Below are 15,465 nucleotides of genomic sequence, written 5' to 3' on the forward strand. Positions count from 1 at the left end.
TCTAGTTTTCCCCTTCTGCTAATCGATTGATTTGTGTTGCCATATAGCCTGCGCCATAGCCATTGTCAATATTGACAACCGCAATTCCGTTTGCGCAGGAGTTAATCATGGTAAGAAGTGCGGACAATCCATGCATGCTTGCACCGTAGCCAACAGATGTCGGGACTGCAATTACAGGATTTTTCACCAGTCCTCCAATCACACTTGCAAGCGCTCCTTCCATCCCTGCAACAGCAACCACACAGTTTGCCTCCTGAATGGCATCCATTTTGGCAAGAAGCCGGTGTAGTCCACTGACTCCAACGTCAAAGATACGCTCCACGTTTGTGCCAAAATATTCTGCGGTCTGTGCCGCTTCCTCTGCCACTGGAATATCTGCGGTTCCGGCTGTACATACTGCAATTTTTCCAATCCTTTTCTTATCCGGTTTTTCAATTTTTAAAATATGGGAAACCTCGTCATACGTTACCTCTGGCAAGACTTCGCGAATCCGTTCGTACTGGTGTTCGTTCGCTCTTGTTCCAAACACCTCGCCGTTGTCCTGATATAACCTGCGATAAATCTCTACCAGATACTTGTCTGCCTTCCCACTGCAAAAAACAACCTCCGCAAAACCGGAACGAACCTCCCGGTGTGAATCAAGCTTCGCATAGTTACCCAGTTCCTCGTAAGGCTCCTTTTTTAGAAATTTTTCGGCCTCCTCAATCGAGATTCCGCCGTATTTTACCATCTCAAGAATTTTTCTTGTATCCATTTATCATCACCTATCCATTTTATTGTTTCTTTCTATCGTCAACTTTATGGTTTTCCAAAACACATTTTCTTCCCATGCCCGATGAATCCCTGATATTATAATACCCAAACTTTACGTCAGGTCAAGATACTTAGTGCAAGAAAAAACATTCCATAATAATACGTTGCAAGATTCCATCCGTGTGTCGACCACGGCCTTGTTTTTGCAAAATACAAAAACAAAATCAAAAAATCCGATATCAGAAAAAAACATGAGCCAAGTGCAAGGCAAGCTGTCATTTTCTGTGGCATTTTCCAAAAAATATGCATGCTTTTTACGAAAAACATTGCCACGAAAAAAGAATACAGATAGACGTATGGCTTCATTTTTCCAAGCAGCAACTGTTTTCGGATTGTGATGCCCATCGTGCCTAAGACCGCTAACATTGGAACCACTACGTCAAGAATCCCAAGTGGCTGCAATGTCACAAGTGCTGCCAAAAACGAAAGATGTCCGAGTAAAAAGAGAAAAAGACCGGCTAAAAAGAACGGCTTCTTCCTTCTCACATTATAGATGCCAAGGCACACGTCTCCGAGAAAACAAAAAAGAAATCCCGGCAATATGTGAAAGAACCAAGCATTTTTTCCGCTTTTTTGCCAAAACAAAACCGCAATCCCAAGAAACGCCGTACTCGCTACAATCTTGGCAAAGACAAAATAGTTGCGTGCCGGCTTATAAATTAATGTCGTTAAAAGTGCTGCTATTATAAGTGTATCTAATGTAAATACGCTCCACATTGAAATCACCTTATCCTTCTATCGTTGTCCCAAATATCATCTACTACATCCTTACCTGCAAAACCCCTTCCAGACACCGGAACCACAGTTCATCCCGGTCTCCACAGTACTCTCCATCCGCATGTACCACCATTTTCCGCTGAATCCGAAGGTGTAATTCCATTCCCTGCAAAATCCGGAAGCCTTTTATGTTTTCCTGTTTTCCCAGGACAAGAAGCGGCAACAGGAAAAATGTTTTCCATTTCGGGATTCCGCAAATGCAGCAAAAAGAAAGTTTTCCATCCTCTGCGTTTGCACCTGGAACCATCGGCACTCCGCCACCTTCATATTTTAAGTTCATAGCAACAGTACAAATCATCCGGTCTGTCTGAAAATGCTCCCCTTCGTCCGTTTCTACTTCAATTGTAGTTGTTTTCATCGCAAACAGCGTTTTCACGGTCAGTAAAACATATGTAAGTTTTCCCAGATGAAGCACGTTCAAAAATTTTTTTAACTTGGAAGTCAGCGCCTGCTTGCATACGTCTGCGTCCAGCCCGATTCCGGAGCTGATTGCAAATCTTCTTTTTTCCTGTCCATCCTTCCAGGACACTTCCCCAAGGTCAATTTTTTTCACTTCCGTCGCATCCAATATCCGGTTCAACAATTCAACCGGTGTTCCTGCAAGTTTTAAGCCCCTTCCAAGGTCATTTCCAGACCCGGTCGGAATAAATCCCACCTGAACGTTTTTAAAGTCTGTAATGCCGTTTAACACCTCGTTGGACGTGCCATCCCCGCCTACCACTACAAGCTTGCACCCTTTTTCGTTCTCCGTGGTGATTTTTTTCGCCAGCTCCTTCGCATGTCCTTTGTATTCTGTGCAAAATGCCTGATAATCAACCTTTCTTCTTTCTAATTCAAGCACAAGTTCTTCCCATATCTGCTTTGTTTTTCCTGTTCTGGATTTTGGATTTACAATAAAATAATATTCTGCCATAAATCCACCCCCGTTCTTCCTTTGTCTTTCCTTTCTTTTAGTATATCATTCTTCTATTCTTCCATAAACATTTTTAATTATTGACATATGTCAATAACGTGTTATAATACAGCTAAACAAAACAACACACCTTTTACATGCGCTAAATTGCGCAAGAATGGAGATTTTTATGGCAAGACCAAACAAATCAAGACTTGTATGCCGCATGCCAAGCTGCAGCGCCTTTTTCCCTGCGGATTCTCTTCAATGTTCTATTGAAATCCACCTGTCGGTGGAGGAATACGAGACCATACGGTTACTGGACTATTCCGGTATGACACAACAGGAAGCAGCCCAGCAGATGGGTGTTTCACGGGCAACGATACAGAGCCTTTACGCAGAAGCCCGTAAGAAAATTGCGCGCTTTCTGGTGGAGGGAACCCCACTCAAAATTGAGGGTGGAAATTACGAGCTTTGCAGTCATGGTCTTCATTGTCAAAAACGGCAAAAAAAGTTAGGAGGAACTCATATGAAACTTGCAGTAACCTATGAAAATGGACAGGTTTTTCAACATTTCGGACACACCGAACAGTTTAAAGTCTACGAAATCCGGGATGGCAAAATCTTATCGTCTGAAATTGTGGATACCAACGGACAGGGACACGGCGCTCTTGCCACCTTCCTTTTTGATGGCGGCATTGATGCCCTAATTTGTGGAGGCATCGGCGGAGGTGCAAGAAATGCGCTCGCAGAAGCCGGTATCGTTGTTTATCCGGGTGCTTCCGGAGATGCCGATGCGCAGGTGGCTTCTTTCCTTCAGGGAAATCTTGTCTTCGACCCAAATACAACCTGCCATCACCATGACCACGAAGAAGGACATACCTGCGGTTCGAACGGATGTGGAAGTCATAATTGCCACGCCTAAGCGTGTTCTGATATCCACACACGAAAAAACAGGATTTACACAACCTTGCGTGTAAATCCTGTTTTCTTTTGTCAGAAACTTAATCCTTCTGCTCCGTTAGCAGCTGTTCGTACTCTTCTGCCGGTAACGGTCCCACGAAATAAAATCCCTGGATATATTCACATCCTACGCTCTTTAAGAACGTATACTCTTCCTCTGTCTCGACCTCCATCGTAATAACCGGAATATCAAGCCACTGCATCATCGCAATGACAGACGAGAGAATTCTCTTACTCTTGACATTGGTCGGATCTAGTGGGAGTGATTTCATATTGATTTTAAGGAAATCAACATCAACATCTTTTAAAACATTCAAGGAAGAATATCCTTTTCCAAACTCATCCATGACAACTAAAAATCCTGCTTCATGAAGCTTCTTCACAACCTCATTGATTGCCAGAGGGCTGTCCATATAAGCACTTTCGGTCAGCTCAATACAAAGACTTTCCGGTGCAAGTTCGTATCTCTCTACAAGTGTAGTTAAATACTCTACCAGATTCGGATTCTGGATATCGGCTCTTGCCACGTTAACGGATATCGGACCTGCATGAATTCCTTTTTCTTTCCATGCCTTTAACTGTCTGCAGACGGCTTCCCATACATAAATATCCAGCTCCCCGATAAATCCATTTTTTTCAAGTACCGGTACAAATTGGGATGGATGTATGATACCTCTCTTCGGATGATTCCATCTTACCAATGCTTCTGCACCATTTACCGTCTTGCTTCTCGTCTCGTATTTCGGCTGATAATAGACTTCAAACTCTCCGTTTACCAATGCATCCTGCATCTCCTGGATAATCTGCTCTTCCTGATGTAAACACTCTCTCATGCTTTCATCAAAAAACGCAATGGAACGTGTGTAATTTTCCTTACACTCCATGCTTGCAAGCGAAGCATTCCGAAGCATTTCAGACGCCGAAAGGGTGTCATCCGTAATCCGATAAATTCCATAAGATGGCTCAATACGATAATCTGGATTATATTCTTTCATCTTCGTCGTCAGCTTCTTAATATGTGACTTACAGATGTCTTCATCATATGGAATACAGGCACAGAACACGTCCGATTCCATTCTTCCGTACACGCTCCACTCATAACACTCAACAATTTCTCTTATCTGGTTGGCAACATATTTTAAAAATTCATCGCCGCCCTTTTCCCCGAAAAAGGAGTTAATCAGATGGAATCTACGGATATCGACACGAATCAACGCCTTGCTGTCCTCTTTATGCTCCGAAACCATCTTCTCTGTCATCTCTAAGAAATGATTCCGGTTATAAAGGTCCGTCAGCTTATCATGCTCCACGACATGTTTTAACTGAAGCAGATAGCTCATCTTACTTCTTGCAATCGCATTGTTTACCCTTGTCATTAGAATTCTTGGCTCATATGGTTTTGAAACAAAATCCCATGCTCCTAAGTCTAATGCTCTCTCCTCGGAGCCTCCTGTCATATCGGATGTCATCACGACAACCGGTATCTGGCTTAACTCGTTTTCCTTTATGTAGGAAAGAACCTCATAGCCATCCTTTCCCGGCATTCTCAAATCTAATATGATTGCAATAATATCGTCTTTATAATTCTCCAATATTTCTATGGTCTGCTGTCCGTTTTCTGCCTCTAATACATCGTTTTCCTTTGAAAACATTTTCACAAGAATCTTCCTGTTTATCCTGTTGTCTTCTGCAATAAGTATGATATGCTTTTTATTCATCCTGACCACCTCTACATTTTTGCTAAAATCCCTTACTTATATCATAATCATATTTTTATGAAAAAGCTAGTTTATAATTGGACAGTCTTCAACCATTTTTTGACTTTTTTCTGCCAAATTCTCTTCTTAGCGCACAAATTGAAAAAGGAGACAAGTGTCTCATCCTCTTGTCTCCTTTTTGTACTTATACATTTTATGATCTGCTTTCTCGTAGATTTTCCACGGTGTCTCCCGTTGTCCTGTGCAATCGGAGGCATAACCGTAGGATACCGATATTTCATAAGGAAAATCCTTTTTCTTATTATCCTCTTCTATTTTAAGGAGCAGACGCTTCATGTATGTTTCCACAACCTTATCTTCTACATAATCCATAATCACGACAAACTCATCGCCGCCCATTCTTCCAACACAGTCTGTCTCTTTAAAAGTGCTGTCCAAAAGCCCGGCAAAGCGAATCAGCAGCTCATCTCCGGTCGTATGCCCCAGAGAATCATTTACGTGCTTAAAATGATTCATGTCCATGTTGATGATTGTAATTGGCCTGGACTGCTTTTCATATTCCTGCATGACTTTTTCACACCACGCGCGGTTCCGAATCCCGGTCAGAGCATCCTTATATGCCATGTCATATAACGTCTTTCGCTCCATCTCACCCGCAACACGTTCCATCATACGGCAGAAAAAGCTTGCAAACATCAACAAAATAAATAGTATTACCCCAAGCGGGATGATGCTTTGTGAAATCTGATGTGCCGGAATACATAATTTATTGTACCGGTACCGGATTAATTCCAACATACCACAAACAACCAATGCATCGATTCCCCACAGGAAAACACGCTGTGCAAGCTTCTTTTTCGCAGTCTCTCTCGACAAGAAATAAATAATAACCGTCGACGAAAATAACATATAGATATGAAAGCTTAATACCGTCTTTGGAAAATGCAAAATATCCAGCTGGTTAAGTGTAACTAAAATGCCAACCAATAACACCATTCCGGCTGTCAATATATGTATCGTCTTCCTCTGCTTCTTATCCTCTAAAATCTCTCCGACATAAAAGAGTACACTTGTACAGGCTCCATACATGCCAAGATATTCCAGATAACAGATTGTCTGCAAATTTTCAAAAAATATCTCAATCAGCCTTGTATTGCTTACCAGCCATATCGCAATACAGATGGAAAACAGTCCCATCCATAATAACATTTGAAATCTGGTATCCCGGAACCCTGTCACGACGCAGCAGAAAATGCTTGCCACTCCCAATACCATGATACAGGATGCTATCACACCGCTTAAAAAATGGTCATACACAATCTCTGTATACGCCTGCTTTGCCTGAATCATATAGATTGGATCTATGGAGGCAAATGCTTTCTTTTCGCCTGCAAAGTAAACGATTCTTAGCGTCTTTCCCTCATAATTTTTGGGGAGTGTGACCCAATGATAACCGTTTCCAAGCACTTCTCCCTTCTGATATTCATCCTGCCCGGACTCATAAAGCAATTCTTCATCCAGCCAGACCTGTAAGGCGGAATATCTTGAATAAACGCGAATCTGTGCCTGCTCAAAACTGGATTTTTCGAGTTTTTTCGTTAATGTCACAATATCATTTTTCTTCAATGCCGGAACTTTAAAATGCGATATCTCGCTATTCTCATAGTTCTTTTCATTTATTGCAATGTTCCAGCCATCATCGAGCAATTCCATCTCACTGTTTCGTGTATGTTTTAAATATCTTTGAGTAAAACTAAGCAAGCAGATTAAACAAACAAAAAAAACAATGATTCGCATCACTTTATATTTTGTCAGCTTCATTTTTCCCTCATGTTTCCTGTGAAAAATTATTCCTGTGATGTTTCCATTAGATATGCAGTTCCATATTTTCTCTTAATATTCCAACACAGCTCTTGAACAGACATCTTTAATTCTTGCCTTAAAATCTTCAATACTGTTTCCTGGCTCCCAGGATTCACAAATATCCGGCAATTCTTTTTGCAAAATTGCATTTGCTTGTGGACTCTCTTCCTCAAGGTGACTTTCTTCCATAATCAGGCGCTCTGGCAATTCAATTGCAAATTCGGTTACTTCATCTTCTGTTACTTCATCATTTAAAAAGTTTTCTACAAATAATCTGATTTCATCCATGTTTCTATTCCTCCAATGTGAAAGTTGTATCATCATAACCCGATTTTTACGAGATAGCAAGATACAATTTCACCGATTCGTATACTTTTTACATATATTTATCCAACTGGTGGGATACTTCGATAACACCATCCAAGAGATTTTTTGCATTTTCTGCATTCTGTAAGTTTTCAACACTTAAATCCGCTGCCTGTACGGAGGATGCGGTTACTTCTTCCGTTGTTGCAGAAAGGTGTGTAATATTTTCAACAATGTGATTGTTTGCTTCCGAAAGATTGTTTAACATCGTATCAATCTCACCAATGTCTGAAATCAGCTCGGTTACATTCTGATTCATACTGTCAAAGCTTTCGGCTGCACTTGTAATCATTTCATCCTGTGTATTGGCTGCTTCCACCGATTTTGAAACCGCTCCTGACGCAGTCTGTGCATCCTCTGATAACTCTTCTAAGATAAATGCAATATTTTCTGTCTCCTGTCTTGTCTTTTCTGCAAGCTGGCGAATTTCATCCGCAACAACCGCAAATCCTTTTCCTGCCTCTCCGGCTCTTGCACTCTCAATCGACGCATTCAATGCCAAAAGATTGGTCTGTGCTGAAATTGCAAAAATAGTGTCTGCAATGTTTTTTACGGTGCTGGTACGCTCCTGCAGACGGTTCATCGCATCTGCAACCTCGGAGTTTGTCTCTGAAATCACTTCCGACTGGCTTTTTAGCTGGTGCATGATATTGATATTCTGTTCGTTAAGTTCACTGGACTGGCGCGCAATCTGCACCATTTTATCGGAACGCTCCAATGTATTTCCAATAGAATCCTGGATATTCTGGGTCATCATAGTCTGTGTCTGGATGTTTTCCGCGGTGCTTTGTGAACTGTCTGAAATATCTTTCATTGCGCTGTTTACCACCTCTGTGGAGGAATTTAAATCGTTCACAATGTTCATGACATTTACAGAGCCTTTTCGTACTTCGTCTGCAACAGCAATGACATCGTCCATAACCTTTTGCTGTTTTTCCTGCTGTCTGAGCAGACTGTGTCTTGTGTCGTGGTTAAACAGATTCGCAACACTTGTTGTAAAAGAGATTAACAGCATCATCATAAAGATTGCTGCCGTTGCAGATATCTGATCCATTGCATCTTCGCCTGAATAAATGCCAAGAGCTGCAATTTTTATAATATTTACAATCACATTTAAAGCCACACATAAGCCGCCGGATAAAAGAGAATACTTCACATCAAAAAACAAGATGCAGCCAACGAACGGGATTGCTGCCATGAATCTGACATAATAATTATCAAAATCAAACGACAATAACAATGTTACAAATAAAAGTCCAAGCAATGCCAGATATCTTATTTTGGGATCTGCAGGATTCCTTTTATTCATGATTACCACTGCAACCACACTAAGTAAGATTACAAGTGTCAGGATTCCAACCGACTGAAATGTCTTTGCTCCTCTTAACACTGCTATCCAGATTAATCCCAATACAAAGACGTAAAACACAATATATCCCATAGATAAAAAATGATTTGCTCTTTGTATCTGTGCTTCCTTTGATGCGTACTGATACTTTTTCTCTTGATTTTCCATAATGATGACCTCTCTTTTTTCCATACGTCTATTCTTTTTTTTGTGTTACTTTAGTGCCATTTTCTGCCAATTTCCGATTATATCACGACTTTTATCATCACACAAACCTTTTTTCTGTTTCTGGCGATATTTCTGTGTCTTTACCTATTAAAATGTATTTTAATCAGAATTTTTTTTATCATCATGCGGTAGATATGTATATTTTGAAAAAGGCACCTGTGATAATTCACAAATGCCCTCTCCTGTTGCAATTTATGTTAATTTACTCCACCTTAAACACTGCCACCTCGTTATGTAACTTCACGGAGGTATTCTCTGTCTTTTTCATCATGGAATCAATCTCAACGGTCTTTTCCGAGATACTTTGTACCTGTTCTGCAATCTGGGAAATATGGCTTGCTCCGTCCACGGATGCCTTTGTCACCTCTGAAATTGCGTCCGCAACTCCGTTTACAGATGCTAATAATTCCTCTGAGATAGAGCTAAAATCAGATGTAATATCATCTACATATTTTGCATCCTCGTTGTAGCTTTCTGCCATTTTTTCAAATGAATCAAAGCTATTTGAGACATCTGTACCAACAAAATCAAGGAGTTCCTGTGAATGTTCCGTCAGTTTATTTACCGCTGCCCTGACGTGCTCTGTCACTTCCTGAATATCTCCGACCGCATTGGAGGACTGCTCCGCTAACTGTCTGATTTCTTCTGCAACAACCGCAAAACCTTTTCCTGCCTCTCCGGCTCTTGCAGCTTCAATTGATGCATTCAGTGACAAAAGATTGGTCTGTTCTGTAATACTCATAATGGAGTCCGCCAAAACTTCGATTCTATCGACTACTTTGGCATTTTCCAATGCCTCTGTTAATTTTCCTTCTATTTCATAGTGAACTGCCTTTACATTTCCTCTGGTCTCTTTTACCTGATTTTCCGTTGCAATCGCTCTCTTATGAATTTCAGTGGAACGCATTGCGCCATCCTGTGCTTTGTCTGCAATATTTTTTGCAACCGTCTCAATCTCATTTGCCATTGCATTGATTTCTTCTGTGGAAGAAGCCGTCTGCTCAGTCCCTGCTGATAATTCCTGGGTTGCAGAAGATACCATGCTAATATCTCCTACCACCTGATTTAAACTTACCTCTGTACCGTCTACAACATCTTCCAGGTTGCGAACCTCATCCTGTATTTCACTAAGCAGTTCCTTCATATTAGAAGAAATCGCATTCATGCTTCTTGCAAGGTCTCCGATTTCATCGCCTCTTTCTAAGAATTTTGCATTTGCCTCAACCGAAAAATCGCCATTTGCAATCGTTTCCGCATATTTGGATGCCTTTTTTATTGTTCTCGCAAAATCCGTTGCGAAAAAATACGTATAAACCACTGTCACAAGCACCAACGCAACCTGTATGTAAATTGCATGTTTTGGTGCTGATCTTGATAAAAACCCCAGAACTGCGACAGCATCAATCAATACAATCAACAATCCTGCCTTAACCCCCATTTTGATGTTTTGTAGCCTCATTATAAATACTCCTTCCTCCATTCATTCTTTCCGAATCCAATATCTGATTCTACGCTACTACTTTTTCAGCTTATTTACAATAATTTATACTGTTTTGGTTCTTTTTACACCGAAATTGTCTGACATTTTTCTTCTTTCACTTTTTTCCTAATTTTTTTATCCAACTACGTTTGTCTCAAAATGTTTTACGTGAAACATTTTCTGATAGTTTTTATTTATGTCAGATAATTGTTTTTGCTTGAAGTAATCAGTTTTGCTGCCATCTTGCTTGATTTTCTTATTTTATACGTCATTTTGTATCTTTCAATATTCTATCTTTCCTGTGATATCATTTCTAATATAAATTTCACATAAAAAAGAAAGAAGAGACTTTATGTCATATTTTCATAAAATTTTTTCTTAAAATTAGGTTATAAGTACCAAAACATGACAAATAATCCTGCTCACTTTATATTTTTTGCAGGATATCTGTCACATTATGTCTTTTTCTTATGTTTATTATCAAAAACTTATTTTTCCGTTTTTGTATCTATCAGGAGCTATGTTTCTGCCAAAGTGGAAATTCTTCTTTGAATTTATCATCTGTCACGTTCATTGGATGTTAATTTTTCGTTTTGCTTGCAAAAATTTTCCCGGATGATGCTTTTTCTGTTTTCAGAATTCTTTCTGCGTTTTCCGACTTTTTTATAGACATTTCTACGATAAGGTAAATTTCATTTTGGGTGCATCCAGATGGCGTACTCTTATTTTTGTACTTCTGCTCGCTTCTGGTGTTGTAGTATTATATAGTACAATCTCCACACACTTATTTTATGTAAATTCTTTTTTATCATTTTTCTAGATACTTTATGTTATATCTATTATATCGTACAATTCTATATTATTCAATAGATATATTTTATTTCTTTTTATCTTATTTTAATTTTAAAACTTTTTTCATGAAAAATATATTTTTTTCAGATTTATAATATTTTATATTTTGAGGTTTTATTATTTATGATGTTTTTTTATTATATTTATTGTTTTATATTTATAATGTATATTTTGTATTTTTATCATTTTATTCTTTTGTAACTTTAAATATATATTAATATTTTTATCTATTTTTATTCGTTCTATTATATTTATCGTTTTTATGATATTTTAAGCGCTTTACGTATATATTTTATTATATTATTTTTCTATATTATATCATCATTCATATTTATAGTTTTAATCTTATTATCCGATTTGTGTGTTTTATGTTTTTATTCTTATAAATAATTTTATTATTTTTAAGGATTTAATAATTTTAAAAATATATTTTATGTTATGTGCATTTCATGCTTTTATGTCATATTGTGCATTTGTTATTTTAATACAGCATTATATATTTTTTGAATTATTTATATTTAATATGTATTATTTTATAATTATAGTTTTTTCATATTTAACATTTTAATTAAATTTATTTTATTTATTCTTTTTTATTTTTATATTTTTATTCAATTTAATAAGCATTAATGTTTTTATATACATTATTAATACATGAATGTGACGTCAGGATGTCTGCCCTTTATTTGTTACTTTGTATTATTGCATTTATCCAAGAATTGTTATACTTATCATGCTTTTAATACTCATTTAATTGCTTTAATACATATTAATGATATGATATTCCACTTTTTCCCCTATTGTTTTAGCGTCAAAAAATGTTTTTCTGGTGGGATACACTTTTTATATTTGTTTGGAGACAGTTGCATTCTTTTTAGTTCATTAAATAAATATTTTATTTTTTAAGATATTAAATACTCATTTTATACTTTTATCTTTTAAACCATATGTTGTGTTATATATAATTATTTCATAAGATATGCATTATACTTTTAAAGTATTTTTACATTTTAAAGAATTAGAGGTATTTTATATCTTTGTTATATTGTATATGTTTAAAGCATTTTGTAAACGTTATATATTTATTATATTTCATATTTTTAATAGCATTTTATTTTAATTAGGTTTTATATGTATTAATTATATCATTTGTAAAATACATCAAATTTATATTAATTGTATTTTACATTAATTCTTTTAATTATTTTTATATTATATATCTATTTTATTCTTTTATTAGTATTATCTATTTTAATATTTTATATGATTTTATTTCTTTTAATATATTTAATGCATATCATATTATTATTCATTTAAAATTCATTAATAGTAAAGTAATTATTTATAATATATATAATTTCAAATATTTAAAATGTCAATATATTATTTTTCATATTATTCAAATAAAATAGTACAACCATATATTATTTTTCATATTCCATTTTTGTATCAAACATTTTTATTATTTTTTATACTATTTATTGAAATTATTTTATTTACTGATATAATGGAAAAAGAATAAAAAACTACAAATATATATAGTACGAAAATACAAAATACACACTTTTAAGGAGAGACAAAATGGCTATCAAAATTGCGATAACGAACCAAAAGGGAGGGGTAGGGAAAACAACTACGGCTATCAACCTTGCAGACGCCTTAAAACACATCGGCTACAACGTTTTACTGGTCGATATTGACCCTCAGAGTAATTCAACCTCCACTTATCAGGCAAACCTAGATGAATTCACAATTTACGACCTGATGGATAAGAAATGTACCACCAAAGAAGCGATACAGCATACTGATATGGGCGATATTATCGCCGGAGATCCTTTATTATCCGAGCTGGAAAGCAAACTGGTTGGAAATATTGGTGGATACAATATCCTCAAAAAAGCATTGTTACAGGTAGATGATGAATATGATTTCGTCATCATTGATACACCACCTAACTTAGGTGTTTTCATGCTGAATGCCTTAACAGCATCAAATGGATGTATTGTACCAATCAAAGCAGAAGTTTACGCTGTCGATGGATTAAATCTGATTATCAAAACAGTGAATGACGTCATTGAGAACGCCAATCCGGAGTTAAACTTCTATGGTGTCATGTTGACAGCATATGACGTTCGAAATGCACAGGATAAAGCAATTTGGGAACAGCTTCCGGTCGTAGGAGAGCAGAGTGGTTTCCGCGTTTTTAAAACACCAATTCGAATCTGCCAGGATGTTAAGAAGGCTCAAAGCAAACGTACCTCTTTATTTGAAATGTCACCTTCTTGTTCTGGATCACTTGACTACGCACACTTTGTAAAAGAATTACTGGAGGTTATCTAAAATGGCGAAATCAAAATCTGTAAATTCACTGGATATGTTTGGAAATATGGCAAAATTGAATACCAAGCCTTCACGTACAAAAAAAGATGAAGGATTAACTTCAAATGTAGTTAAGAAAACATACCATGTTTCCTTTTATAATGGAGAAGATGTTTTCTTTGAAACCGAATTGGAAGAAGGAAATATGATTGAAGCTCCACACGACAAACCACAGAAGGCATCTGACGAACAGTTCGATTATACTTTTTCCGGTTGGGATCATGAACTTGGTCAGGTAAAAGAAGATATTGTATTTCATGCAGAATATCAGAAAACAGCACATTCCTATCTGGTACAGTTCCGCATTGACGGACAGATTGTGGAAACACAGAATGTTTTATATGGAGCAACACCTTCTGCTCCACAGATTTCAACAAACAAGCCAGACGATGAGCAGTATCATTATCATTTTGTAAAATGGGAGCCAGAATTAACCACTGCCATTACACAAAATACTGACATTCAGGCTATTTATTCAAAGGAACTGATTCAACATACCGTTACATTTTTAGATGAAGCTGGAAACGAATTACATAAAATCTTTGTCGTTCATGGACAGGCAGCACATATTCCAGATGAACAGCCACAAAAAGCATCCGATGATTCTTATGATTATCAATTTAACGGTTGGGAAAACGAAGCGAAACTTTTATCAGTTACGGACGATATTACTGTAAAACCAATTTTTGAGAAAGTAGAAAAAGAAACGGTCAAATTTACTGAACCTGAAACAGTAACACCTGTTCCAACAGAAGAAGTAATTTCAACCGTATCCTTCACACAACCACAAGTAAATGCGACCGTACCTATGGAGAACGTAACAGCACAGGAAATCATGACACCTCCTGCGGAAACCGTAACAGAAACCGTATCTGTTACTCCAAAACGAGGTAAAGTTGGAAGACCTGCAACGAAAAAGGGTATTGCTAAAAAAGTAAATGTTTTATTCACAGAAGATACCATGGAAGTGATTAACACCGCTAAGGTATTCTTCGATGGAAATATGACAAAATATTTAGAAACACTTATCATGGAAGATTATAAGAAAAACAAAGATCTCTATGATACATTGGCAAAGACAAAACGTATCTAAATAGCAATAAGTAAATTTGACCGTTTCTTAAAGATACGGATAGAATTACTTACATATCCGACAGCGTGTTGTATTTGTTAATTTTTATATGTATAACAACAACATTATATTTATTTTATTTATATTAAGAAATCCGAAGCCTGCTATCCAAAAGGCTTGCGGGAAACTTTAACGGACAAATTTACTGAATGAAAACGAGACAACAACTGAAAGAAACGGACAAATTTACTTTCGGATAAGGAGCTGTACAAGCAAAGAAACGGTCAATGTTACTGAAAATAGATGCTGGGAAAATGACTGAAAGAGACGGTTAACCATACTGAAAGAAACGGTTAACTATACTTACGGACAAAAATACTGAATGATATTTGGTATTTTTGTCCGTTATTAATTGTTAACCTGGAAAAAGATACGGTTATTTTTACTTATATAAAGCAGAAAATAGGACAGAAAACAAGAAAGAAACGTCTGATTTTACTTATATATAGAAGAAACGGACAAATTTACTTTTATAATGTCGAGATTTAGAAGGTCTCCAGCAGTGAAAAAGAGGTTGGAAAAGTCTTATAAGACGTTAAAACGGATGAAAGAAACGGTCTAAATTACTGAACTATTTCAAAAGAAACGGTTAAAACTACTTATAAAATAGAAAGAAACGGTCTATTACACTTGATTAAACGGACAATATTACTT

General features: G+C 36.8%; 11 protein-coding genes. 3 read left to right on the plus strand and 8 right to left on the minus strand.

All coding sequences use genetic code 11. The annotated features are described in order from the left end of the window. Position 1: 1 nt before the first annotated feature. The 3 genes from larB to BIV16_RS15005 form a co-directional block, all read right to left on the minus strand. Positions 2-754, minus strand: coding sequence for a nickel pincer cofactor biosynthesis protein LarB (gene larB, locus BIV16_RS14995; RefSeq protein WP_075681353.1), 753 nt, complete (start codon positions 752-754; stop codon positions 2-4). A gap of 116 nt (positions 755-870) precedes the next feature. Then, positions 871-1,530 (minus strand): lysoplasmalogenase family protein, encoded by a 660-nt coding sequence (locus BIV16_RS15000; RefSeq protein ID WP_075681355.1) that lies wholly within the window; start codon positions 1,528-1,530, stop codon positions 871-873. 43 nt (positions 1,531-1,573) lie between these two features. Beyond that, positions 1,574-2,503, minus strand: a complete 930-nt coding sequence (locus BIV16_RS15005; protein ID WP_075681357.1) for a diacylglycerol/lipid kinase family protein — start codon at positions 2,501-2,503, stop codon at positions 1,574-1,576. A 169-nt stretch (positions 2,504-2,672) separates the two neighbouring features. On the opposite strand from BIV16_RS15005, the gene BIV16_RS15010 reads away from it, so the two are divergent. Continuing rightward, positions 2,673-3,407 (plus strand): DUF134 domain-containing protein, encoded by a 735-nt coding sequence (locus tag BIV16_RS15010; RefSeq protein ID WP_075681359.1) that lies wholly within the window; start codon positions 2,673-2,675, stop codon positions 3,405-3,407. 79 nt (positions 3,408-3,486) lie between these two features. Here the strand turns inward: BIV16_RS15010 and BIV16_RS15015 are convergent, their stop codons facing one another. The 5 genes from BIV16_RS15015 to BIV16_RS15035 all read right to left on the minus strand — a co-directional run bounded on the left by BIV16_RS15015 (position 3,487) and on the right by BIV16_RS15035 (position 10,427). Beyond that, entirely contained in the window at positions 3,487-5,163 is a 1,677-nt protein-coding gene (locus BIV16_RS15015; RefSeq protein ID WP_075681361.1) for a two-component system response regulator, read from the minus strand. A gap of 159 nt (positions 5,164-5,322) precedes the next feature. Further along, entirely contained in the window at positions 5,323-6,984 is a 1,662-nt protein-coding gene (locus BIV16_RS15020; protein WP_075681363.1) for a sensor domain-containing diguanylate cyclase, read from the minus strand. Positions 6,985-7,056: 72 nt separating this feature from the next. Further along, a complete protein-coding gene (locus tag BIV16_RS15025) occupies positions 7,057-7,314 on the minus strand; it encodes a hypothetical protein (protein ID WP_075681365.1) in 258 nt (85 codons plus the stop codon). Between the two features lie 88 nt (positions 7,315-7,402). After that, positions 7,403-8,908 carry a methyl-accepting chemotaxis protein gene (locus BIV16_RS15030; RefSeq protein WP_159435948.1) on the minus strand — a complete coding sequence of 502 codons (1,506 nt, stop codon included), beginning with the start codon at positions 8,906-8,908 and terminating at the stop codon, positions 7,403-7,405. Positions 8,909-9,170: 262 nt separating this feature from the next. Further along, entirely contained in the window at positions 9,171-10,427 is a 1,257-nt protein-coding gene (locus tag BIV16_RS15035) for a methyl-accepting chemotaxis protein (RefSeq protein WP_159435949.1), read from the minus strand. 2,454 nt (positions 10,428-12,881) lie between these two features. Here BIV16_RS15035 and BIV16_RS15040 point away from each other — a divergent pair. Next, complete coding sequence (locus BIV16_RS15040; RefSeq protein WP_075681371.1) at positions 12,882-13,640, plus strand: ParA family protein; 759 nt, start codon at positions 12,882-12,884, stop codon at positions 13,638-13,640. A gap of 1 nt (position 13,641) precedes the next feature. Further along, entirely contained in the window at positions 13,642-14,772 is a 1,131-nt protein-coding gene (locus tag BIV16_RS15045; protein ID WP_075681373.1) for a hypothetical protein, read from the plus strand. Positions 14,773-15,465 lie beyond the last annotated feature (693 nt).

Origin of the sequence: Roseburia sp. 831b, from assembly GCF_001940165.2 — a bacterium.
GTDB lineage: Bacteria > Bacillota > Clostridia > Lachnospirales > Lachnospiraceae > Roseburia.